Consider the following 23,265-nt stretch of genomic DNA (forward strand, 5'->3'; position numbering starts at 1 on the left):
TGCGCGTAGCCGCGCCGGATGACGTGCATGCGACATTTTGACAGCGCGGATGCTAGGCGGGAAATGGCGGCGTTGGGAAGCCGCAAAAAGTCGAAGTCGAACGGGGCTGCGGATCGCGCAGCCCCGTGTCGTTCTTATCGTTTGCGTTCGGAGCCGCTTACGGTTCCCTTGGCGACGAGATCCTTGATCTCGTCCGCGGAGTAGCCGAACTCGCCGAGGATCTCGTTGGCGTGCTCGTTGAACTTCGGCGGGACGCGGCGCAGGCTGGCCTTGGTGCGGTCGAAGCGGACCGGGGAGGCGACGCCCTTGTACCAGTCCTTCTCGATGACATCGCCGCGATGCTTCGTGTGCGCATTGGCCAGCGCCTTGTCGATCGACTGCACGGGACCGGCCGGGAGGCCGGCACCGAGCAGGCGTTCGCACAAAGGTGCGCTGTCGTGATCTTTCAGGATCGCTTCCAGCTCGGCACGCAGCGCATCGCGATTCTGCACACGGTCGCGGTTGCGTGCGAAGCGCACGTCTGTGCCGAGCTCCGGTTTGCCGAGTTCGCGGCACAGCTTCCGGAAAGTGCCGTCATTGCCGACACCCATGAAGATGTTGCCATCGCGCGCCTTGAACACGGCATAGGGCACCAGATTCGGATGCTCGTTGCCGGTCAGGGCAGGCGGCTTGCCGCCATTGTAGAAGTAGTTCGAGGTGTGCGGATGCATGATCGCGAGACCGGTCTCATACAAAGTCGCTTCCACGAACTGTCCGAGACCAGACTTTGCACGCTCCTGCAGCGCCATCAGGATGCCGACGCAGGCATAGAGGCCGGTCGCCATGTCGACGAGCGCGACGCCGATGCGGGTCGGGCCGCTTTCCTGCGAGCCGGTCGAGGCCATCAGGCCGACCATCGACTGGATGATGGCGTCATAGCCGGGATGGCCGCCATGCGGACCGTCGGCGCCGAAGCCGGAGATGCGGCAATGGATCAGCTGCGGGAATTTTTCGCGCAGGAAATCATTGCCGATGCCCCATTTGTCGAGTGTGCCCGGCTTGAAGTTCTCGATCATCACATCGGCATCTTCGAGCATCCGCATCAGCACGGCGCGGCCGCCCTCGGAAGCGAGGTCGAGACCGATGGAGCGCTTGTTGCGATTGGCGCCGACGAAATAGGCCGCATCCTCGTCATGGAACGGGGGGCCCCAGTCGCGGGTCTCGTCGCCGGCGGGCGGCTCGACCTTGACGATGTCGGCGCCGTGGTCACCCAGGATCTGCGTGCAGTAGGGACCACCGAGCACACGCGACAGATCGATCACGCGCAGGCCGGCAATCGCGCCGGGAGCTATGGGCAAGCTCATTCAATCAGCCTTCTCTCAAGTGTCGTTGGGATATTTTTATGCCAGAGAGCATGTCGAAGGCTGTCAGAGCTAGCGGGCTTCCGGCTGGTCAGCAATGGCCTTGTCCGGGCAGCGGCTATGGCCAGAGCGGGGGTATGACGCAACCGCCAGACGAACGCGAACGGGCTCGGCCATCGGCCGAGCCCGTTCGTACCGAGAGTTAATTCGTTTGCGTCGCCGTAACTCAGACGATCACGGTGCGGACGTCGATATTGCCGCGTGTGGCGTTGGAATACGGGCAGACCTGATGCGCCTTCTCGACCAGCGCTTCAGCTTCAGCGCGCGGCAAGCCCGGGAGCGAGACCGCCAGTTCGACATCGAGGCCGAAACCACCGGCTGAACGCGGGCCGATGCCCACGGTGGAGGTGACAGACACGTCGGCGGGTACCTTGGGGCCGCCCTGCGAGCCTACGAACTTCATCGCGCCGATGAAACAGGCAGCATAGCCGGCCGCGAACAGCTGCTCGGGGTTGTTGCCGGCGCCGCCTGCGCCGCCAAGTTCCTTCGGCGTGGTGAGCTTGACGTCAAGCGCGCCATCCAGGGTTGCGGCGTGGCCATCGCGGCCACCGGTTGCTTTGGCGCTGGTCTTGTAAAGCACATTCACAGACATTGTGTGTCTCCTCGTTGTTGTGTCTTGCCCGATTATAATTGCGCACAATTATATTGTGCGCAATACATAAAACGCGTGACGCAATCGAATTGTGCTCAACTGATCGTGAAGGGGTTGGGGTCTGGCGTCACCTGTGGCCAAATAGACTTTGGAGATAATCATGGCCAAGAAACCCGCACCTGTTCCGCTGCTGCAGCTCGATAATCAGCTCTGCTTTGCCGTCTATTCGGCCGGCCATGCGTTCAATCGCGTCTACAAACCGTTGCTGGACCGATTGAAGCTGACCTATCCGCAATATCTGGCGATGCTGGTGCTGTGGGAGCATGACAATGTTCCGGTGAAGGATATCGGGGAACGGCTGTTTCTCGATTCCGGCACGCTGACGCCGCTGCTGAAGCGGTTGGAGGCCGCTGGCCTGATCAAGCGCACCCGCAGCGCGGAGGATGAGCGGCAGATGTTGATCGCGTTGACGGCACAGGGGCAGGCATTGCGCGAAAAGGCCAAGGCCGTACCGCTGGGAATCCTTGCGGCGTCAGCCTGTACCGTAGGCGAGATGGCCGCGATGAAGAATGAACTCGTGGCGCTACGCGACAGGCTGAATGCGGCGCTGGGGGAGTGAGGGGCTGCGTTGTGGCTCAGTATCAGAGCCGCTTTTTCGCGAACGCGCGGCCGGAGTGGGATTTCAGATATTTCTCGAAGGCGAGAGCGCGTTGTTTGTCCGGGAAAGCGCAGTACCAGACCAATTCCCAAGGCATGAACTTTGCGGTGTGTGTGGATTTGCCCGCGTTGTGCTCGGCGAGTCGCCGCTTCAGATCGGCTGTCGCGCCGGTATATTCCTGATGGGGGAAGTTGATGCTGCGGATGATGTAGACGTACCACATCGTGGCTCGGCCCGATTGGGAAGTCATCAAGCAGTAAAGTGGGAACTTCAGTCCGTCTTTGCCCTAGCGGGCTTCGCCGGACACCACGCTCCGCCAGGAGGCTAAGCGCGGCTGCGCCACGCGTAGCCTCTTGGCGGAGCGTGGTGGAGCCAGGCGGGATCGAACCGCCGACCTCTTGCATGCCATGCAAGCGCTCTCCCAGCTGAGCTATGGCCCCGAACCTGCGACGCACTGGGTGGAGCGTCGCGCGGCAAACCAAGATCACATATCAGCAGTGATCTCAAGTCTTACAATTTAACTTTCTTCGTCGCCCGAAACGTCGCCGATGATGTCGGTGACGTCTTCATCGCCTTCTTCCTCGTCGGCAATGAAGGTCGAATCGTCGTCTTCATCGTCATCGATGGTGTCGTCGACTTCGATATCGTCCTCGGATTCCAGCACGGCAGCCTTCTTGCCGGTGTTTTCCTCGGCGTCGGCTTCCTCCAGCGAGACCAATTCTTCGTTCTCGGCGGCTTCCGGAGCTTCTGCGGCGGCAGATGCTGCCGCTGCGCGTGCGGCGGCGTCCGCGCGGGTCCGCGGCGGTGCGATCGGCGCAATCGGCACAACCTCACCCGTATACGGCGAAATCACCGGGCTCTTGTTGAGGTCGTAGAACTTCTTGCCCGTCGTGGGGCAAATGCGTTTGGTTCCGAGATCGGATTTGGCCACGTGAAGGGTCCTGGGGATTTTTTGAAAAACGGTGCTTCACTTGGCTAGTTGACGCGCCCCTGTCAATAGCGCTTTGCGTGAGAATGACCGCGGCGTGACGCAGCGTGGCTCTTATGCTACGAGCCGCCTGCGCGAAGGAACACAATCTTGACCCAATCAGACACAGCTGCCGCCCGCCCGACACCGCTGACGGCGCGTAAATCCGGCGCTTTGCGCGGCTCTGCCCGCGTTCCCGGCGACAAGTCGATCTCGCACCGGGCCCTTATTCTGGGCGCTCTGGCGGTTGGCGAGACCCGGATTACGGGACTGCTGGAGGGCGAGGACGTCCTGAATACCGCCAAATCGATGCAGGCGCTGGGTGCCAGCGTCGAACGAACAGGCGATTTCGCGTGGAAGGTCAATGGCGTCGGTGTTGCCGGATTCGCCGCACCGAAGGCGCCGCTGGATTTCGGCAATTCGGGTACCGGGTGCCGGCTGGTCATGGGCGCCGTCGCGGGCTGTCCGATCGAGGTGACATTCGACGGCGATGCGTCGCTGCGCAGCCGGCCGATGCGCCGGATTGTCGATCCCCTGGAATTGATGGGCGCCAGGGTGACCGCCAGCCAGGAGGGCGGACGTCTGCCGCTGACGCTCAAAGGCGCGCGTGATCCGCTGCCGATCGTCTATCGCACCCCGGTGGCCTCCGCCCAGATCAAGTCAGCCGTGCTGCTGGCCGGCCTGTCGGCCCCTGGCACCACCACGGTGATCGAGACCGAGGCCAGCCGGGACCACACCGAGCTGATGCTCAAGCATTTCGGCGCCGAGATCGTCTCCGAGAAGGAAGGCGCGCACGGCCGCAAGATCACGCTGACAGGCCAGCCCGAACTGAAGGGCGCCGATGTCGTGGTGCCGGCAGATCCGTCCTCCGCAGCATTCCCGATGGTCGCGGCATTGATCGTGCCGGGCTCAGAGATCGTGCTCACCGATGTGATGACCAATCCGCTGCGCACCGGGCTGTTCACGACACTGCGCGAGATGGGCGCGTCGATCGAGGAGAGCGACATCCGCGGCGATGCCGGTGAGCCGATGGCGCAATTCCGCATCACCGCCTCGAAGCTAACGGGCGTCGAAGTGCCGCCGGAGCGCGCGCCGTCGATGATCGACGAATATCTGGTGCTTGCAGTCGCAGCGGCATTTGCCGAAGGCACGACCATCATGCGCGGGCTGCAGGAGCTGCGGGTCAAGGAATCCGATCGTCTGGAGGCCACGGCAGCCATGCTGCGGGTCAACGGCGTCAATGTCGAGATCGTCGGCGACGACCTCATCGTGCACGGCAATGGCCGTGTTGCCGGCGGTGGTCTTGTCGCCACCCATATGGATCACCGCATCGCCATGTCGGCACTGGCCATGGGCCTCGCTTCCGACAAGCCGGTGACCATCGACGATACGACATTCATCGCCACCAGCTTCCCTGATTTCATCCCGATGATGCGGCGCTTGGGCGCTGATTTTTCCTGAGGCGGGCTGGCGTGGATATTTCCGGCGACGGGTGCTAAGCCCGCGCAGGTCGCGCGAGCCCGGCTCCCGATCCACCGCCATTCATCGCTTCAAGACGAGCACGCGCAACGCATGATCATTGCTATCGACGGTCCCGCCGCATCCGGAAAAGGCACGCTGGGCAAACGGCTTGCGCACCATTACGGCTACCGGCACCTCGATACCGGCGTGATCTATCGCGCGGTCGCCAAGGCGATGCTCGATCTCGGCGCGGACCTGACCGATGAGGCGCAGGCCGTGGCTGTCGCCAGTGAGCTCGATCCCGAGAAATTCGGCAATCCGGCGCTGAAGACCCAGGAAGTCGGCGATGCGGCCTCTGTAGTCTCGGCCATCCCCCGGGTGCGGGAGGTCCTTTTGAATTTCCAGCGGCGTTTTGCCGAGGATCCGCCGGGAGCGGTGCTCGACGGCCGCGACATTGGAACCGTGATTTGCCCCCATGCGGACGTGAAGATCTTCGTCGTGGCGGATGCCAGGGTCCGCGCCCGCCGGCGCACCCTGGAGGCTCTTGGACGGGGTGAGGTAGCCGATGAGGCCGCCGTGCTGGCAGATATCATCAGGCGTGACGAACGCGACCAGAACCGCCCGATTGCGCCTCTGAAGCCGGCCGCGGATGCATACTTGCTGGATAACTCCAATTTGGATATAGAAGGCGGCGTCCGGGCCGCCATCGACATTGTCGAGGCCGTTCGAGCGGGCCGGCAACGGGTCTGATTTTTCTTTCTTTCCGAAAGGCCTCAGACAAAAACGTTGCCGTCATTGGAGGAAAGCCCGCTCCCGATCTCGAGCTGCGATACGCGCTTCAGGCTCCGGACACCATCAAGTACTACCCACGTTTCGATCGTGAAGGCATGCTGCCGGCCCGTTCTTGCATCCTCCTGCAAGGCGGTCGTTAGAGGTTGCGGACCCCTGACACTTCACATTTGAGACGCCCCTTAACCCGAACGGCCGGCGATACCCGCATCTGGAGAACAAATGGCTTCGACTGCTTCTTCGTATAATCCTTCCCGCGATGATTTCGCGGCAATGCTCGACGAGTCCTTCGCGGGCGGCAACCTTCAGGAAAGCTCTGTCATCAAGGGCATCGTGGTTGCGATTGAAAAGGACATGGCCGTCATCGACGTCGGCCTGAAGACTGAAGGCCGTGTGGCACTGCGCGAATTCGCCGGTCCCGGCCGTGACAGCGAACTCAAGGTCGGCGACGAAGTCGAAGTGTTCCTCGACCGGATCGAAAACGCGCTGGGCGAAGCCGTTCTGTCGCGCGACAAGGCGCGCCGCGAAGAGAGCTGGGGCAAGCTCGAGAAGGCCTTCAAGAACAACGAAAAGGTCAACGGCGTCATCTTCAATCAGGTCAAGGGTGGCTTCACCGTCGATCTCGACGGCGCAGTCGCCTTCCTGCCGCGTTCGCAGGTGGACATTCGTCCGATCCGCGACGTCGCCCCGCTGATGAACAATTCGCAGCCGTTCCAGATCCTCAAGATGGACCGCCGCCGCGGCAACATCGTCGTGTCGCGCCGCACGGTTCTCGAAGAGACCCGCGCCGAGCAGCGCCAGGAGCTGGTGCAGAACCTCGAAGAAGGTCAGGTCATCGACGGCGTGGTCAAGAACATCACCGATTACGGTGCGTTCGTTGATCTCGGCGGCATCGACGGCCTGCTGCACGTCACCGATATCGCGTGGCGTCGCGTCAATCACCCGACCGAAGTGCTGACCATCGGTCAGACGGTCAAGGTCAAGATCATCAAGATCAACCACGAGACCCACCGCATTTCGCTCGGCATGAAGCAGCTGCTGGACGATCCGTGGCAGGGCATCGAGGCCAAGTATCCGCTGAACTCGCGCTTCACCGGCCGCGTCACCAACATCACCGACTACGGCGCGTTCGTCGAGCTCGAGCCCGGCATCGAAGGCCTGATCCACGTCTCCGAAATGTCGTGGACCAAGAAGAACATGCACCCCGGCAAGATCGTGTCGACCTCGCAGGAAGTCGAAGTGCAGGTTCTCGAAGTCGATTCGTCCAAGCGCCGCATTTCGCTCGGTCTCAAGCAGACCATGCGCAATCCGTGGGAAACCTTCGTCGAGAAGTATCCGGTCGGCGCCACCGTCGAAGGCGAAGTCAAGAACAAGACCGAGTTCGGTCTGTTCCTCGGCCTCGACGGCGACGTGGACGGCATGGTCCATCTCTCCGACCTCGACTGGAAGCAGCCGGGCGAGCAGGTCATCGACAACTTCAAGAAGGGCGACATGGTCAAGGCCGTGGTGCTCGACGTCGATGTCGAAAAGGAGCGCATCTCGCTCGGCGTCAAGCAGCTCGAAGGCGACCCCTTCGCAGAGCCGGGCGACGTCAAGAAGGGCGCCGTCGTGACTTGCGAAGTGATCGAAGTGAAGGAATCCGGCATCGACGTTCAGATCGCCGGCACCGACTTCACGACCTTCATCAAGCGTTCGGAACTGGCGCGTGAGCGTTCGGATCAGCGCGCAGAGCGTTTCGCCGTCGGCGAAAAGGTCGATGCCCGCGTGATCCAGTTCGACAAGAAGGCCCGCAAGGTCCAGGTGTCGATCAAGGCTCTCGAAGTGGCAGAAGAGAAGGAAGCCATCGCGCAGTACGGATCGTCGGATTCGGGCGCGACCCTCGGCGACATTCTTGGCAAGGCGCTCAAGCAGAGCACCGACAAGTAAGCGCGCAAGTAAGTTTCGACTCACTTGCTGCTACCAATTGGGGCCCCGGTTTCACCGGGGCCCTTTTTGCTGTCTCGACCATGTTTTCTTCATATTGCCTCGCAATTGATGTATTTGAGATACCTCAAGTAAACGCTGCCCGGACGACAGATGCAGCTTCCGCCAGACGCAGCTCTCGCCGAGGGCTTCCAGGAGATTTCCGATGTCGCTTGATTCCGATGTGATCGTCGATCGCCGCAGGATGCGCCGCAAGCTGACTTTCTGGCGTGTGGCCGCCGTGCTGGCAGCGGTCGCAGCGGTGGTCGTCGTCGGGCTCACCGTGACGCGGTCGGGGTCCGAGGCGCTGTCGTCGTCAGGTGCGATCGCGCGCATCAAGATCGAGGGCCTGATCCAGAGCAACAATGATCGCGTCGAGGCGCTGGAGCGGCTGGAGAAGTCATCGGCTGCCGCGGTGGTGGTTCATATCAACTCGCCGGGGGGCACCACAGCGGGCTCCGAGCAGCTCTATGACGCGCTGATGCGCGTGAAGGCCAAGAAGCCCATGGTGGTCGTCGTCGAGGGCCTGGCCGCATCCGGCGGCTACATCGCGGCGCTTGCGTCCGACCATATCGTCGCACAGCAGAGCTCGCTGGTTGGTTCCATCGGCGTGCTGTTCCAGTTTCCCAATTTCACGGGTTTGATGAAGACCGTCGGCGTCGAAGTCGAGCAGGTCAAATCCTCGCCGCTGAAGGCGGCGCCCAACGGCTTCGAGCCGACCAGCCCGGAAGCGCGGGCGGCGCTCGAATCGCTGGTGAAGGACTCCTACGCCTGGTTCCGCGGGCTCGTGCAGAGCCGCCGCGCCATGGATGACGCGCAACTACAGAAAGTCGCCGATGGCCGTGTTTTCACGGGTCGCCAGGCCGTGGACCTCAAGCTGATCGACCAGCTCGGCGATGAGAAAGCCGCCGTGGCGTGGCTGGTATCTGAGAAAAAGATCAAGAGCGACCTGCCGGTCCGCGACTTCAAGCTGACGCCCAAGTTCGGCGATCTGACCTTCCTGCGTGCTGCCGCGACGATCACACTCAATGCAGTGGGTCTCAATGCGATCGCGCGGCAGGTCGAGCAGGCCGGCGTCACGCAGGCGATGGACGGTTTCGGCCTCGGCGGCATGCTGGCGCTCTGGCAGCCGGCCACCACCAACTAGGGGACCGCTCATACGGTCCTTCCCGCACTGCAAAGAGGGCTGCAACAACGGTTTCGGGCATTTGTCACGCATTTTCGAAGGTGCCCGATTTCATTTAGCGTCTTGACAGTTCAAGGCATTTTCACGGAAATGCATCCTCCCGTTCAGAGTCCAACGTCTCGATGATCAAATCCGAACTCGTTCAACGCATCGCTGAGCATAACCCGCACCTCTACCAGCGGGATGTTGAGAACATCGTGAATGCGATTCTCGATGAGATCGTGGCTGCGCTGGCACGCGGTGATCGTGTCGAACTTCGCGGCTTCGGTGCATTCTCGGTGAAGCATCGCCCTGCCCGCGCAGGCCGCAATCCGCGTACCGGTGAGCATGTTCCGGTGGACCAGAAGAGCGTTCCGTTCTTCAAGACCGGCAAGGAAATGCGCGAGCGCCTGAATCGCGACAATGCAGCGCCGGAAGCAAGCGCAGCGCCATAGAGAACCTTGAGGTAGCGCGCATTCGGGCTGACAAGCCTGAGCCCATTAGCGGAATGCGCACCCGCATCGCCTTCGCGAGAGACTTTGATGCGCAAATTCTTCTCTGCCCTGGTGATTATACCCCTCGCGATCATCTTCATCGTGTTCGCCGTCGCCAACCGTCATCTGGTCACGGTCTCCTTCGATCCGTTCAACAGCAGCTATCCCGCGGTCGGTGCCACGATGCCGCTATTCGTCGTGATCATCCTGTCGGCCATCCTGGGCGTCATCGCAGGGGGAGTGGCTACCTGGTTCAGGCAGGGCCGCTGGCGCCGTGCGGCGCGTCAGCACGAGGCCGATGTGCGGCGGGCGCGTGCAGAACTGGCTGATCTACGCGCCCATGCTGCGACCGCCTCGCGGAATGGTATGCAGCGGATCCCGGCGCCGGGTTCCCCTTATATGGCTGGTGAGCGAGACAAGTCCGGCGCGACGTTGTAGAACCCCGCGCATAGGCTTTTCCTGCCATTCCCGGTATTGCCAGCGGCCATTTGAAACATGTCTCTGATCGTTAAAATCTGCGGCCTGTCCACTCCGGAGACGCTCGACGCGGCTCTGGTCGGCGGTACGGATATGGTCGGCTTCGTGTTCTTTCCGCCGTCGCCGCGCCATGTCACGCTCGACGTGGCGCGGGCTCTCGGGAAGCAGGCGAAGGGCCGTGCTGTAAAGGTCGCGCTGTCGGTGGATGCCGACGATGCGGATCTGGAAAACAGCATCGACGCATTGAAGCCCGATATCCTGCAGCTCCACGGCAAGGAAAGCGTGGCGCGGGTGCGTGATATCAAACAGAAGTTCGGCCTTCCGGTCATGAAGGCGCTCGCCGTCGAGACCAGGGCCGATCTCGGTGCATTGCCTGGCTATGCTGCCGTCTGTGATCGCATCCTGTTCGATGCCAAACCACCAAAGGATGCAACGCGTCCGGGTGGCCTCGGCGCGGTCTTCGACTGGCATCTGCTCGAAGGCCTCGATCTGAAGCTGCCCTTCATGGTGTCGGGCGGCCTCAATGCCGCCAACGTCGCCGAAGCCCTGCGCATCACGCGGGCCGGCGGTGTCGATATTTCGTCCGGCGTGGAAAGCGCGCCGGGCATCAAGGATCCCGACATGATCCGCGCTTTCATCCGCGCCGCGCGCGCAACGGAAGAACTGACGACCTGATGACTCAAGCCATTCCCAATTCCTATCGGTCCGGTCCCGACGACACCGGTCACTTCGGCATCTTCGGCGGCCGCTTCGTCGCCGAGACGCTGATGCCGCTGATCCTCAATCTGCAGAAGGCCTATGAGGAGGCCAAGGCCGATCCCGCCTTCCGCAAGGAGATGGACGGTTATCTCAAGGCCTATGTCGGCCGCCCGTCGCCGCTCTATTTTGCGGAGCGCCTGACCGAACATCTGGGTGGCGCAAAAATCTATTTGAAGCGTGAGGAGCTGAATCACACCGGCTCGCACAAGGTGAACAACGTGCTCGGCCAGATCATGGTCGCGCGCCGTATGGGCAAGAAGCGGATCATTGCCGAGACCGGCGCCGGTCAGCATGGCGTGGCGACGGCGACGCTCTGTGCACGCTTCGGCCTCGAATGCATCGTCTATATGGGCGCGGTGGACGTCGCGCGTCAGCAGCCCAATGTGATCCGCATGGAAATGCTTGGTGCCAAGGTGGTGCCGGTGCAGGTTGGTGCGCGCACGCTCAAGGATGCGATGAACGAGGCGCTGCGCGACTGGGTCACCAATGTGCACGACACGTTCTATTGCATAGGCACCGTTGCCGGCCCGCACCCCTATCCGATGATGGTACGCGACTTCCAGTCGATCATCGGGGAGGAAACGCGTGTGCAGATGCAGGAGCTCGAAGGTCGCCTGCCGGATTCGTTGATCGCCTGCATCGGCGGCGGCTCCAATGCGATGGGGCTCTTCCATCCGTTCCTCGACGATCCCTCGGTCGATATCTACGGCGTCGAAGCGGCGGGTCACGGCCTCACCAATTTGCATGCGGCGTCGATCGCTGGTGGCCGTCCCGGCGTGCTGCACGGCAACCGCACCTATCTCCTGATGGATGAAGACGGCCAGATCCAGGAAGGCCATTCGATCTCCGCCGGCCTTGATTATCCCGGCATCGGCCCCGAGCATTCGTGGCTGCATACGATCGGCCGCGTGAAGTATCTGTCGGCGACGGATGAGGAAGCGCTCGCCGCATTCCAGCTGCTGTCGAAACTCGAAGGCATCATTCCGGCGCTGGAGCCGGCCCATGCCCTCGCCAAGGTGAGCGAACTCGCGCCAACGCTGCCGAAGGATCACCTGATGGTCGTCAACCTCTCCGGCCGCGGCGACAAGGACGTCCCGCAGGTCGGCGATATCCTGAAGGGCAGGCAATCGTGACCACCCGCATCGATACCCGTTTCGCCGAACTGAAAGCCGAAGGCCGTGCGGCATTCGTCACTTTCGTGATGGCCGGCGATCCCGATCCCGCCACCGCGCTGGAAATCGTCAAGGCGCTGCCGAAGGCCGGTGCCGACATCATCGAGATCGGTATGCCCTTCACCGATCCGATGGCTGACGGCCCGTCGATCCAGGCTGCGGGTCTGCGCGCGCTGCAGGCTGGCATGACGCTGCGCAAGACGCTGCAGCTCGTGCGCGACTTCCGCGTCACTGACGACAAGACGCCCATCGTGCTGATGGGCTACTACAATCCGATCTATATCTACGGCGTCGATAAATTCCTGCCCGATGCGAAATCCGCCGGAGTCGATGGCCTGATCATCGTCGACCTGCCGCCGGAAGAAGACGCCGAACTCTGCCTGCCCGCCATGAAGGCAGGCCTCAATTTCATTCGTCTCGCGACGCCGACCACCGACGACAAACGCCTCCCGGCTGTGCTCGCGAACACGTCGGGCTTCGTCTATTACGTCTCGATCACGGGCATCACCGGCTCGGCCAGCGCGGACACCTCCGCCGTGAGCGCCGCTGTGGAACGCATCAAGCGTCACACCAAATTGCCGGTCTGTGTCGGCTTCGGGATTCGGACGCCGGAAGCGGCGCATGACATCGCAAGGCATGCCAATGGCGCCGTGGTCGGCACGGCGCTGGTCGATGCCCTGAAGGCCTCGCTGGATGCCGAGGGCAAGGCAACGCCCAAGACCGTCAGCGCTGTCGCCGGTCTGGCCGCAGCCCTTGCCCAGGGCGTTCATGGGGCCAAACAGGCTGCGGAATAAGCCACAATTGGCCGACATAGACCGGGAACGATGGTTGCCGGGCTCTGTGCTGGCCGCCATATAGATATCAGAGCGACGCATCATCTCAGCGACGCGGAGACACACATGAACTGGCTCACCAACGTCGTCCGGCCGAAAATCCGCAACATCCTGCGTCGTGAGACGCCCGAGAATCTGTGGATCAAGTGCCCGGATACAGGACAGCTCGTGTTCTACAAGGACGTCGAGAGCAACCAGTTCGTCATTCCCGGCTCGAACTATCACATGCGCATGGGCGCCACCGCCCGCATGAAGTCGATCTTCGACAACGAGACCTGGTACGACGTCGCGCTGCCCGAGGTGATTGCCGATCCGCTGAAGTTTCGCGACGAGCGCAAATATGTCGATCGCATCAAGGATGCGCGCACCAAGACCAGCATGAACGACTCGGTCAAGGTCGGTTACGGCAAGATGGAGGGCACCGGCGTCGTCGTCGCCGTGCAGGATTTCGATTTCATGGGCGGTTCGCTCGGCATGGCCGCCGGCGAGGCACTGGTGCGCGGATTTGAGCTCGCGGTCGAGAAGAAGTCGCCCTTCATCGTGTTTGCGGCCTCCGGCGGTGCGCGCATGCAGGAAGGCATCCTCTCGCTCATGCAGCTGCCCCGCACCACCGTCGGCGTGCAGATGCTGCGCGAAGCCAAGTTGCCCTACATCGTGGTGCTCACCAACCCGACCACAGGCGGTGTCACCGCATCTTATGCGATGCTGGGCGATGTGCAGATCGCCGAGCCCGGCGCGCTGATCGGCTTTGCCGGAGCCCGCGTGATCGAGCAGACCATCCGCGAGAAACTGCCGGAAGGTTTCCAGCGCGCCGAATATCTGCGCGACCACGGCATGATCGACATGGTCGTGCATCGCCACGATCTGAAGCCGACGCTGGCGCGCCTGTGCCGCCTGCTGACGAAGTCCCCGGCCATTGCCAGTCCGCCGCGCGCGGAGAGCATTCCGGCCGAGATCGTCGTGGCTCCTGACGCGGTGCCGGCCGCGCACGCGTGAGCAACTCCGCGCCGCCATCGTCGCCGGACCTCGGCGGGATTCTGGCGCGGATGTCGACGCTGCATCCGACCGCCATCGATCTGTCGCTGGACCGCATGCAGCGGCTGATGGCGCAGCTCGGCAATCCCGAGCGCAAGCTGCCCCCGGTCATCCATGTCGCCGGCACCAATGGCAAGGGCTCGACCATCGCCTATCTGCGCGCGATCTGTGAGGCCGCCGGTCTCAAAGTTCATGTCTACACCTCGCCGCATCTCGTTCGCATGAATGAGAGCATCCGCCTCGCCGGCGCGCTGGTGAGCGACGATGAATTGCAAGCGGCTTTCGCCCATGTCGAAACGGTCAATGCCGACGCACCGATCACGCTGTTCGAGGCCGAAACCGCCGTGGCGTTCGGTCTGTTCGCGAAACATCCCGCCGATGTCGCGCTGCTCGAAGTCGGCCTCGGTGGCCGGCTCGATGCGACCAATGTCATCGAAACACCAGCCGCCTGTGTGTTGACGCCGATTTCCATCGATCACACGGATTTTCTCGGCGATACGCTCGCGAAGATTGCCAGTGAGAAAGCCGGCATCATCAAGCGCCGCGTGCCGGTGATCACGGCCGAGCAGGCGCCTGAAGTGACCGGGGTGATCGAACAGCAGGCGCGCAGGATGCATGCGCCGCTTGTGAGCGCCGGGCAGGAATGGCACGTCAATATCGAGCGCGGGCGTCTGGTGTATCAGGACGATCGCGGGCTGATGGATATCGCCGCGCCACGGCTGTTCGGGCGCCATCAGTTCGGCAATGCCGGTTTGGCAATTGCGACATTGCGTGCGCTGGACATCTTCAAGATCGATCCCGCGGCCTACGAGACGGGGGTGGCGCGCGCCGAATGGCCAGCGCGGATGCAGCGACTGACATCGGGCAGGCTCGTCGCTGCGGCGCCTGCCGAATCCGAAGTCTGGCTCGATGGCGGCCACAATGCGGATGGCGGTCGCGTCATCGCAGCCGCGCTCGGCGATCTCGAAGAGCGCGTGCCGCGACCGCTGGTCGTGATCGCCGGCATGATGGCCAACAAGGATGCCACCGGCTTTCTGGCGAATTTTGCCGGCCAGACCCGGCATATCATTGCGGTGAAAATCCCTGGCCGCGACGGCGCCATGGCGCCGGAGACACTGGCCGATGCCGCGCGGAGCCTGGGTATGCGCGTCGAGACCGCGCCGAGCGTCGCTGATGCGCTGCAATCTCTCACCAAGCTGGCCTATGAAGTGCCGCCGCGGATCCTGATTGCGGGCTCGCTCTATCTCGCCGGCCATGTGTTGGCCGAGAACGGCACGCTACCTGCATAGAACCTGCATCACGATAAACGATCTCTGATTGATCGTTGATTGTTACGGGGAGATTCGATGCGCTTCGCTGCCATTGCCGATGTTCACGGCAACCATTTCGCCCTTGAAGCTGTTGTCGCTGACATCCGCGCGCAGGGCATTTCCGATATCGTCAATCTCGGCGACATGGTTTCAGGCCCGCTGGATGCCCGCCGCACCGTCGAGATCATGATGGGCATGAACGCCGTCTGCGTGCGTGGCAATCACGATCGCTATGTCACCGATTACAGACTTGAAGACATGTATCCGTCCGACCGCCTGGCGCATAGCCAGCTCGAACCGGCGCAGATGGAATGGCTGCGTGCGCTGCCCTTCAGCACGATCTATCGCGATGAGGTCTATCTCGTTCACGCGACACCCGATGACGACAACACCTACTGGATGGAGTCCGTAACGCCCGAGGGCATCGTGCATATGGCCGCGATCGAAGCCATCGAGGAGAAGGCGAAAGGTATCACCCAATCGCTTATCCTCTGCGCCCACACCCACATTGCACGCTCCGTCAGGCTTCGCGACGGCCGCATGATCGTCAATCCCGGCAGCGTCGGCGGCCCCGGTTATCGCGACGTCGTGCCTTTTCCGCATATGCTGGAAGTCGGCACGCCGGACGCCTGCTACGCAATCATCGAAAAGGTGGGCAAGCGATGGCACGTGACGTTCCGTCAGGTGCCTTACGATCATCAGGCGATGGCGGAGTTGGCGTTGCAGAACCAGCGACCCGAATGGGCGAGCGCACTGGCGACGGGCTGGATTCGCTGAAAGAAAAACGGTCGGCGCCGCTTCCCTCGCCCCGCTTGCGGGGAGAGGGTGGCGCGGACGAAGTCCGCGGCGGGTGAGGGGGGCCAGCGAGTGAAACACTGGCTCCCCCTCACCGCCTTCCACATGCTCCGCATGTGAAAGGCGACCTCTCCCCGCAAGCGGGGCGAGGTCAGGTACACAAAACAAAAACGGCCGGTGAGATATCACCGGCCGTTCGAATTCTCAGAGATGAAAGGCGATCAGACCGCAGCGCTGATCCACTGCTGCAGCTTCGCCTTCGGCGCGGCGCCGACCTGGCGGGAGGCCATTTCGCCGCCCTTGAAGATCATCAGCGTCGGGATCGACATCACGCCATACTTGGAGGCGGTCTTCGGGTTCTCGTCGACATTGAGCTTCAGGATGGTGACCTTTTCGCCCATGGCAGCGGAGATTTCGTCGAGCGCCGGCGCAATCATGCGGCACGGACCGCACCATTCGGCCCAGAAATCGATCACGACCGGGCCGGTCGCCTTGAGCACTTCCGCTTCGAAATCGGCGTCTGTCACCTTGCCAACGGCCATGGTCGTATCCTCGTCCTGTTCAATGAAAGGCGCGCTGGAAGATTCGCGCGCCGGAATGATGCATCCAACCTATGAACGCCCCCTTGCCGGGTCAAGGTTGGTCACAGTGAGATGATGGCGGCCAGCTCCGCGTCCAGCGCAGCACCGGAAATCTCCATCATTTCAAGCGTTTCCGTCCAGAGCAGGGCGGCGCGGATCGGCCGGTCCGGGTATAACCTGGCGAGCACGCCGCGATACAGCGCCAACTGCCGGATGTAAGCCTTGGGTGCCTCGATCAGCTTTCGCGGCGGATTGTGATTGGTCTTGTAATCGACGATCCGGATCTCGCTCTTGGTCAGGACCAGCCGGTCGATCTGGCCCGACACCAGAACCGGCGAGCCGTCCTTACGCGTCAGCCGGCCGGCCACGGCCACCTCGGCGCGGCTGCCCGGCGCAAACAGCTCGGACAGGCGCGGATCGCCGATCAGCGCCAGCACCTGCGTGGCCAGCGCCACCCGGTCAAGGTCGGTCCAGCCGTCCCTTTCTTGGGCGTTACGGGCAAGGAAGCTCAGCCCGGTCTCGCGGCGCTTCTCGGCGGCGATATCGGGCAGCGATTGCAGCAGCCGATGCACGAGATTGCCGCGTTGCAGGGCCAGTTGGCGCAGCCGCTCGGATTCACCCGTGCGCTGGCCGCGCCCGTCGTCATCGTCTTCGGCGTCCGATGGGCGGAGCAGGCTTTCGCGGCGCGGCTGGTCGCCGACCTTGTCGCGTAGCCACGCCGGCAGCACGATTGGCGCAGCCGCAGCGGCAGGGGTTGCAGTGCCCGGCGCGGGTACGATGTCTTCCACCCGCGTATAGCGTTTTACCGCGCCGTCCGGCGGCGGGACCTGTTGCATGTGAAGGCCCGAGTTCTCGAGGCCCTTCTGGATCAGATCGTACCAGGACAGCGGCCGCACTTCGTTGCGATTGCCGGGCATGCAGCCGCCGACGATCAGGCGGTCGGCTGCGCGCGTCATCGCCACGTAAAGCAGCCGGCGATACTCGTCTTCGGTATCGCGGATCATGTCGGCGCGCGCCGCCGCCACAGCCGGCGGATCGTCCGCTTTCTTGCCGGCCCAGACCACGACGCCCGGTGCGTTCGGCGCGGCATTAGCCTGCGGCAAATGGATCAGATTGAGCCGCTGTGAATCCGCGGGCGACGATGTGGTATCGACCAGGAACACCACCGGCGCTTCCAGACCCTTGGCGCCGTGCACGGTCATCACGCGGACTTCATCGCGCGTGATTTCCATGTCGCGCTTCACCTCGGTGTCGGCGGCGCGCAGCCAGGCGACGAAGCCCTGCAGCGAGGCCGGTGCCTTGCGCTCATAGCCCAATGCAAGTTCGAGAAACTCGTCGAGCGCATCATTGGCTTCATGGCCGAGCCGACGCAGGATGCGCGCGCGGCCATGGTCGCCGCCGAGCAGCCAGGCATAGAACGCGAAAGGCGTCTCGCTCGCACTGCGCTTCTCGCAGGTGATGAGCCGTTTCAGAGCGTTGCCGAGTTTGGCATCGTTCGCCGCCTTTTCACCGAGCGCGTCGCGCAACGATCCCGTGCGCTCATAGGCCAGCTTGAACAGATCGTCGTCGTCGAGGCCGAATAGCGGGCTCTTCAACACGGTCGCCAATGCCAGATCGTCCTGCGGCAGCAGCAGCGCATCGGCCAGGTTCATCAGGTCGATGATGGCGATATGTTCGGTGAGCTTCAGCCGGTCAGCGCCGGCGACCGGAATGCCGGCATGTTTCAGCGCCTGGATGATGGCGTCAAAGGCCTTGCCTCGGCGGCGCACCAGCACCAGCATGTCGCCATAGCGCAGTGCGCGGCGCTTGCCGATGGGGCCGGTCTCCGTCTTCGCCGCGATCAGGTCCTTGATCTCGGTCTGCACACGGCGCGCGAGCTTCACTTCGGGGCTTGTCTCGGAGCGCTTGTCGAACGGTGCTTGCCAGCCTTCGATGCTGGGCCGGTCGTCAGGCTGTTCCAGCTCCCATAGATCGATCAGGCTGGGCCCGGCATCGTCCAGCGTTTCATGAATCGGATAGCCGTTCTCCACCGCATGGATGCTGCGGAAGATCGCTTCGTCGCGAAACACGTGATCGACCGATCGCAGAATGGCCGAGCCCGACCGGAAGGAATGGCTGAACGCAATGGGATCGAATTTCATCCCGGCGTCCTTGAACCTGCTCTGCAGTGCCTTGCGCCGCAGGTCGAATTCGCGGGGTGCTGCGCCCTGGAACGAGAAGATCGATTGCTTCTCGTCGCCAACCGCGAAGATCGTGCGCTTGAGGCTGTCGCGCGCGCCTTCTCCGGAGGTGAATTCCGAGATCAGATGGGTGATGATGTCCCATTGCCGCGGGCTCGTATCCTGCGCCTCGTCGATCAACACGTGGTCGACGCCGCGATCGAGTTTGAAATGCACCCAGCTCGACGACACCCGGTCGAGCATCTCCAGCGTGCGCGCGATCAGGTCGTCATAGTCCAGCAACCCGCGTTCGTTCTTTTCGCGGCGATAATTTTCCGCGACCTGGCTGGCGATCACCAGTAGCGACTGGGTGCGTTCGCGCATGGCGACGGCGCGGCGTCGCTCCAGCAGCGGGATCACGCGGTCGCCCTCGCGCTGCAGGGCTGCCAGGAGGTCCGGACGGCTGTCGGCGATTTTCTTGGTGGCCAGCGACTTTCGCAGCGACTGATCCTTGGTCAGGAACAGTTCGAGATATTTCTCGACCTGTTCGGTGCCCGACAGCGACAATGCCTCGCGCAGTCGTGTCGCCTGATCGTTGTCGGTCTTGCTGCCGGTTTCGAAGATCTCGGCGGCGGGTATCCAGCGCTCGCGCGGCAGATGGGGCCCGTCGATGATTTCGAGCTCGACATTCTCAGGGCTGTCTTCGGGCGCCACGCCCAATGTCGCCGAGAGCTGCGCCATCGCGGCGTCGGTCGAGCCGGCACGTGCGATCCAGGCTAGGAATTGATCGCGGGAGAGGCTCGCCTCGCGCACCACGTCGCGGAAGGTGACATCGGCAGCGGACGTCATGGCCGTCGTCAGCGCGCGGCCTTCGGCGCTGTCGGGCGCGGCGGCTGCATGCAGCAGCACCTGCAGGCTGGCGCGCTCCATCATCTCGTTCTGGTCGCGATCATCGAGCACGCTGAACCGCGCCGGCACATTGGCCTCGAACGGAAACTGCTGCAGCAGCCGCGTGCACAGGGCGTGGATGGTCTGCACCTTCAACCCGCCTGGTGTTTCCAAGGCGCTGGCAAACAGCTCGCGGGCTCGCGAGCGCAGTCTGCTGTTCGACGCGGGAACGCCGGCATTTTTGATTTCCGCGTCGAGCGCGGCATCATCGAGCGTGACCCAGTGGCCGAGCCGCGTGAACACGCGTTCGGCCATGTTGGCCGCGGCTGCCTTGGTGAAGGTGACGCAGAGGATCTTCTCGGGCGGCACGCCATCCAGCAGCAGCCGGATTACGCGATTGACCAGCACATAGGTCTTGCCGGAGCCGGCATTCGCGGAGACGAACACCGAGGATGCGGGATCCGACGCAAGCTGTTGTCTGGCACTCGCCGCGGGCGGGATGTTGCGCGGGCCACTCATGACTCGGCTCCCCCAGAGCCACCATTGGCAGACCACTCCTTGATCCGCGCCAGATCGTCATAGCTGCCATAGCGGTTCGACCACATGGACAGGCTCAGCGACGTATAGGCGGTGGCCTCGTCCTCGAATGTGCGGATCAGCGCCTCCAGCTTGGCGCGTGCTTCGATAGCAGCATCGTCCGGCAATTGCGCCTCGTCCTTGCGCTCCATCTTCAGTTCGAGCACCCGCTCTTCGCCGGGCGGGTTGTTGCCGCTGAGCCGGACATAGACCAGCTCGCTGACGGACGATCCGGCAGCGATCCCGGCAAAGCCGCCCTCGCGCAGGATCGCGGCTTCCAGCGTGAGTTGCGGCGACAGGCCCATGCGGACCTGCTTGCCGGTCGGCGGCTGGCCGGTCTTGTAGTCGAGCAGCGCGAAAGTGCGGTCGCTGCGATGTTCGATGCGGTCGGCGCGCGCCGACAGATGAAAGACGCGGCCGTGATCGAGCGGGATCTTGATCTCGCCGCGCACTTCCGCATCGATGCTGGCGACATTGATGCGGCGGTCGATCTCCCAGGCCGCAAACCACGATGCGATGCGCAGGAAGCGCGGCCACCATAATGCCCGCGCCTCGGGCCGCGCCATCAGGGGGGCAAAATGCTGATCGCCAATCTGGCGCAGTTCACGGGCGGGATCGTCAGGCAGCGCCTTGCTGTATGCGATGGTGAAGTCGCCGAGCGCGGCATGGATCGCCGATCCCCGGTCGGCAGCCGACAGCGGCATGTCAACGGGATCGAGCGGTGCCAGACCCAGAATATATTTGGCATAGATCGTGTAGGGATCGCGCAGCCAGTCCTCAATGGCGGTGACCGACAGTCTGAGCGGCCGCGCGGCGCGCGGTGGCCGGGGCTCCGGTTGCGTGATCGGCGTGACTTTGTCCGGTCGGTCGAGTTCTTCGGCGTAACGAACATAATTCTCGCCCGCAGCAACTGCTGCGTTCCAGCGCACCTTACCGGCGACGGCTTCGAGCCGATGCAGGAAGCGCGACGCGACAGCCGGCGCACCGCCGACTTTTGCCGCGTGGCTGAGAATGACCTCGTCGCTGCCGAGCAATTGCACGAAGTCATGCGCGGTCAACCCGATGCGACGCTCCGGAAGGTCGAGGCCGAGTTGATGCCGCATCGGACGGCTGAGCCAGGGGTCGATGCGCGGCGATGGCGGCCAGATGCCTTCGACGAGGCCACCGAGAATGACACGGTCGGATTGCGTCAATCGCGCTTCGAGCTGACCATAGATGCGCAGTGTCGCATTGGCGACTTCCGGCCGGCGTACGATGCGATCCGCAAAAGCGGTCTGAAACACATCGGGGTAATCGCGCAGCTGCATCATCAAGCCGCTTGGACGCAGGCGATCCTCGCCACCGTCTTCGGCTGGCTCCTTCACGAGCAGATCGTCGAACGCCCTGGTGAGCGGCGTGCCCTCGCGTCCGACGAGCGCGACGTCATTGCCTTTGTCATCACGCGACAAGAGCTTGATCGCCTCGCGGTGCCGCAAGGCGACTTCGGCGAAATCGATCGGCCTGATGGGATGGATGCTTTCCAGCGGCGCCAGCGCCGCCCGCAATCCGGCGATCAATTCTTCCGCGCGGTCGAGTTGGTCGTCGTTCAGTTTCGCGCGCGGCTCAGCGCCATGTAGCATGGATGCCTCGCGGCGTCGCAGCTTGCCGAGCTCATCGCGGAATCGCATGAAGTCCTGCGCAAGCCCCGCGGTGCCGGGCGTCGGCCGCGTGCCGCGCAGCAGCGCAAGTTCGAGCGTCTCGATCGCGTCTTTCCAGGAATTCGGTGCAGCACCCAGACGAAACAGCGGATGTTTCAGCAGGGCCAGCAATGTCGCCGGCTCGAGCTGTTCTGCTGCGGCCTCGGCGATGAGGCGCGCGAAGATACCGGCCGACGTCTCCGTCAGCGCATCGCCGCCAGAATCGTCGAACAGCAGATTCCAGCGCCCGAGCGCGGCCATCACCCGGCGCGCCAGCGCGCGGTCGGGCGTCACCAATGCGGCGGATTTCTTCAGCTCATGGGCTTCGCGCATTGCAATCGCGATGGCCAGCGCTTCCATTTCCGGATTTGTGGCGGCGATCACGGAGAGATTTTGCATCCCGGCAGCGATCTTCTGCTCGACGGCAGGCTGCGCCAGTCGCGTATGCCACTGCGCCGTGGCATTGGACGGCCGCATGGCTTCCGACGTCAGCAATTCGCGGCCCCGTGGGGATGGCGTGCCGAGCGTCATCACGTCACGGCGGGTGATGCCGAACCGTTCCAGTAGCGCATGGAGCGCGAATTGCGGATGGTTCGATGCGGAGGATTCGGTGCGGCCCAATGCATCCTTGGTGCCGCCGATGAGATTCCATGCGATGTCGTCGAGATCGGTATCGAGCCCTGGCAGAACGACGGCGCCATCAGGCAGTTGCGCGACTTCGCGCAGAAACTTCGCCGTCGTCGGCATCGAGCCGGTCGAGCCTGCCGCGATGATCGGGCCGCCTTTGTGAACCTTCAGGCGTGCCGCCTCGGCATCGATCAGCAGATCGCGGCGCACAGCGGGCTCGATCGCTTTATGGGCGGCAAGGATATCCGGCCAGACATTCCTGGCGATGCTCAGAAACTGCAGCGTGAGTTGCCAGTATTGATCGAGCGCATCGGGCACCAGCCCGTCCAGCGCGCTCCAGTCGACCTTGCGCGTCGCCATGTCGTCCATCAGCCGCGCGAGATCGTCGGCAAGGGCGAGCGTCGAGGCCGGTCCACCGACCACCAGCGGCGTCTGCGTGGGGTCGCCGGGTGCAAGCTGCCTGGCCCATGCGGCAATCAGTTGCGCGAGCAGCAGGCGGCGCTGCAATCCATCGAGTGCAGCGGGCGCATCCAGCCTTTCAAGCGCCTCGGGCGATGCCGCCTGCGCAAAAGCCAGTTCCTCCTCGTCGACATCGCCGAGCGGCACGATACGCGGCAGCAGCACGGCGTCGGTGCCGAGCACGTCGAGGAAGATTTCCTGCGCCATGCGTCCGGCGCGGCGCGTCGGCAGATACAGGGTGACGGTTGCCAGCTTCTCCGGCGCGTTGCGCGCGGAGAATCCCTCGACGAGATCACCGTCGACGAGCGCGGTGATCAGCGTGCGCAGAAACGGCGCCGAGGATGGAATGTTGAAGACGCGCATGAACACCCTGATTCGTGATCAGGATGCATCATGGCATGGCTGGGAAGGCGACGGGAGTCGCAGGAAA

Annotated in this window: 20 protein-coding genes and 1 tRNA gene; 13 read left to right on the forward strand and 8 right to left on the reverse strand. The window is 63.2% G+C overall.

The annotated features are described in order from the left end of the window. Positions 1 to 134: 134 nt before the first annotated feature. Both ACEK02_RS21075 and ACEK02_RS21080 read right to left on the reverse strand, forming a co-directional pair. Positions 135 to 1,343, reverse strand: a complete 1,209-nt coding sequence (locus tag ACEK02_RS21075) for a CaiB/BaiF CoA transferase family protein (protein WP_371423505.1) — start codon at positions 1,341 to 1,343, stop codon at positions 135 to 137. Between the two features lie 223 nt (positions 1,344 to 1,566). Continuing rightward, positions 1,567 to 1,992 carry an organic hydroperoxide resistance protein gene (locus tag ACEK02_RS21080; RefSeq protein WP_184512582.1) on the reverse strand — a complete coding sequence of 142 codons (426 nt, stop codon included), beginning with the start codon at positions 1,990 to 1,992 and terminating at the stop codon, positions 1,567 to 1,569. Positions 1,993 to 2,152: 160 nt separating this feature from the next. Between ACEK02_RS21080 and ACEK02_RS21085 the strand changes: the two genes are divergently transcribed. Next, complete coding sequence (locus ACEK02_RS21085) at positions 2,153 to 2,611, forward strand: MarR family winged helix-turn-helix transcriptional regulator (protein WP_371423506.1); 459 nt, start codon at positions 2,153 to 2,155, stop codon at positions 2,609 to 2,611. 22 nt (positions 2,612 to 2,633) lie between these two features. Here the strand turns inward: ACEK02_RS21085 and ACEK02_RS21090 are convergent, their stop codons facing one another. The 3 genes from ACEK02_RS21090 to ACEK02_RS21100 all read right to left on the reverse strand — a co-directional run bounded on the left by ACEK02_RS21090 (position 2,634) and on the right by ACEK02_RS21100 (position 3,581). After that, a complete protein-coding gene (locus tag ACEK02_RS21090) occupies positions 2,634 to 2,873 on the reverse strand; it encodes a GIY-YIG nuclease family protein (protein WP_371423507.1) in 240 nt (79 codons plus the stop codon). A gap of 141 nt (positions 2,874 to 3,014) precedes the next feature. Further along, positions 3,015 to 3,090, reverse strand: a tRNA-Ala gene (locus tag ACEK02_RS21095). 77 nt (positions 3,091 to 3,167) lie between these two features. Then, positions 3,168 to 3,581, reverse strand: coding sequence for a TIGR02300 family protein (locus tag ACEK02_RS21100; protein WP_149529528.1), 414 nt, complete (start codon positions 3,579 to 3,581; stop codon positions 3,168 to 3,170). Positions 3,582 to 3,728: 147 nt separating this feature from the next. Here ACEK02_RS21100 and aroA point away from each other — a divergent pair, with 147 nt between their 5' ends. The 12 genes from aroA to ACEK02_RS21160 all read left to right on the forward strand — a co-directional run bounded on the left by aroA (position 3,729) and on the right by ACEK02_RS21160 (position 15,851). Next, entirely contained in the window at positions 3,729 to 5,078 is a 1,350-nt protein-coding gene (gene aroA, locus ACEK02_RS21105; RefSeq protein WP_371423508.1) for a 3-phosphoshikimate 1-carboxyvinyltransferase, read from the forward strand. A gap of 111 nt (positions 5,079 to 5,189) precedes the next feature. Continuing rightward, complete coding sequence (gene cmk / locus ACEK02_RS21110; protein ID WP_371423509.1) at positions 5,190 to 5,828, forward strand: (d)CMP kinase; 639 nt, start codon at positions 5,190 to 5,192, stop codon at positions 5,826 to 5,828. Positions 5,829 to 6,089: 261 nt separating this feature from the next. Further along, positions 6,090 to 7,793 carry a 30S ribosomal protein S1 gene (gene rpsA / locus ACEK02_RS21115; RefSeq protein ID WP_371423510.1) on the forward strand — a complete coding sequence of 568 codons (1,704 nt, stop codon included), beginning with the start codon at positions 6,090 to 6,092 and terminating at the stop codon, positions 7,791 to 7,793. Positions 7,794 to 7,995: 202 nt separating this feature from the next. After that, positions 7,996 to 8,976: a signal peptide peptidase SppA gene (gene sppA / locus ACEK02_RS21120; protein WP_371423511.1), complete on the forward strand. Its 981-nt coding sequence runs from the start codon at positions 7,996 to 7,998 to the stop codon at positions 8,974 to 8,976. Positions 8,977 to 9,137: 161 nt separating this feature from the next. Then, on the forward strand, positions 9,138 to 9,449 hold the full coding sequence (locus tag ACEK02_RS21125; RefSeq protein ID WP_116659536.1) for an integration host factor subunit beta: 312 nt from the start codon (positions 9,138 to 9,140) through the stop codon (positions 9,447 to 9,449). 87 nt (positions 9,450 to 9,536) lie between these two features. Next, positions 9,537 to 9,926: a lipopolysaccharide assembly LapA domain-containing protein gene (locus tag ACEK02_RS21130; protein ID WP_371423512.1), complete on the forward strand. Its 390-nt coding sequence runs from the start codon at positions 9,537 to 9,539 to the stop codon at positions 9,924 to 9,926. A gap of 57 nt (positions 9,927 to 9,983) precedes the next feature. Next, positions 9,984 to 10,640: a phosphoribosylanthranilate isomerase gene (locus tag ACEK02_RS21135; protein ID WP_371423513.1), complete on the forward strand. Its 657-nt coding sequence runs from the start codon at positions 9,984 to 9,986 to the stop codon at positions 10,638 to 10,640. Beyond that, positions 10,640 to 11,857, forward strand: coding sequence for a tryptophan synthase subunit beta (trpB, locus tag ACEK02_RS21140; RefSeq protein WP_371423514.1), 1,218 nt, complete (start codon positions 10,640 to 10,642; stop codon positions 11,855 to 11,857). The genes ACEK02_RS21135 and trpB overlap by 1 nt, the downstream gene beginning before the upstream one ends. Then, positions 11,854 to 12,690, forward strand: a complete 837-nt coding sequence (trpA, locus tag ACEK02_RS21145; protein WP_371423515.1) for a tryptophan synthase subunit alpha — start codon at positions 11,854 to 11,856, stop codon at positions 12,688 to 12,690. The genes trpB and trpA overlap by 4 nt, the downstream gene beginning before the upstream one ends. 105 nt (positions 12,691 to 12,795) lie before the next feature. Then, positions 12,796 to 13,725 (forward strand): acetyl-CoA carboxylase, carboxyltransferase subunit beta, encoded by a 930-nt coding sequence (gene accD / locus ACEK02_RS21150; RefSeq protein WP_371423516.1) that lies wholly within the window; start codon positions 12,796 to 12,798, stop codon positions 13,723 to 13,725. 50 nt (positions 13,726 to 13,775) lie between these two features. Continuing rightward, entirely contained in the window at positions 13,776 to 15,053 is a 1,278-nt protein-coding gene (locus tag ACEK02_RS21155; protein ID WP_371423612.1) for a folylpolyglutamate synthase/dihydrofolate synthase family protein, read from the forward strand. 57 nt (positions 15,054 to 15,110) lie between these two features. Beyond that, positions 15,111 to 15,851, forward strand: coding sequence for a metallophosphoesterase (locus tag ACEK02_RS21160; protein ID WP_371423517.1), 741 nt, complete (start codon positions 15,111 to 15,113; stop codon positions 15,849 to 15,851). A 239-nt stretch (positions 15,852 to 16,090) separates the two neighbouring features. Here the strand turns inward: ACEK02_RS21160 and trxA are convergent, their stop codons facing one another. The 3 genes from trxA to addB form a co-directional block, all read right to left on the reverse strand. After that, positions 16,091 to 16,411, reverse strand: coding sequence for a thioredoxin (trxA, locus tag ACEK02_RS21165; protein ID WP_068734104.1), 321 nt, complete (start codon positions 16,409 to 16,411; stop codon positions 16,091 to 16,093). A gap of 101 nt (positions 16,412 to 16,512) precedes the next feature. Next, a complete protein-coding gene (gene addA / locus ACEK02_RS21170; protein ID WP_371423518.1) occupies positions 16,513 to 20,016 on the reverse strand; it encodes a double-strand break repair helicase AddA in 3,504 nt (1,167 codons plus the stop codon). After that, a complete protein-coding gene (gene addB / locus ACEK02_RS21175; protein WP_371423519.1) occupies positions 20,013 to 23,198 on the reverse strand; it encodes a double-strand break repair protein AddB in 3,186 nt (1,061 codons plus the stop codon). The genes addA and addB overlap by 4 nt, the downstream gene beginning before the upstream one ends. Positions 23,199 to 23,265: the final 67 nt, after the last annotated feature.

The sequence above is a fragment of the Tardiphaga sp. genome, assembly GCF_041424195.1.
Classification (GTDB): Bacteria; Pseudomonadota; Alphaproteobacteria; order Rhizobiales; family Xanthobacteraceae; genus Tardiphaga.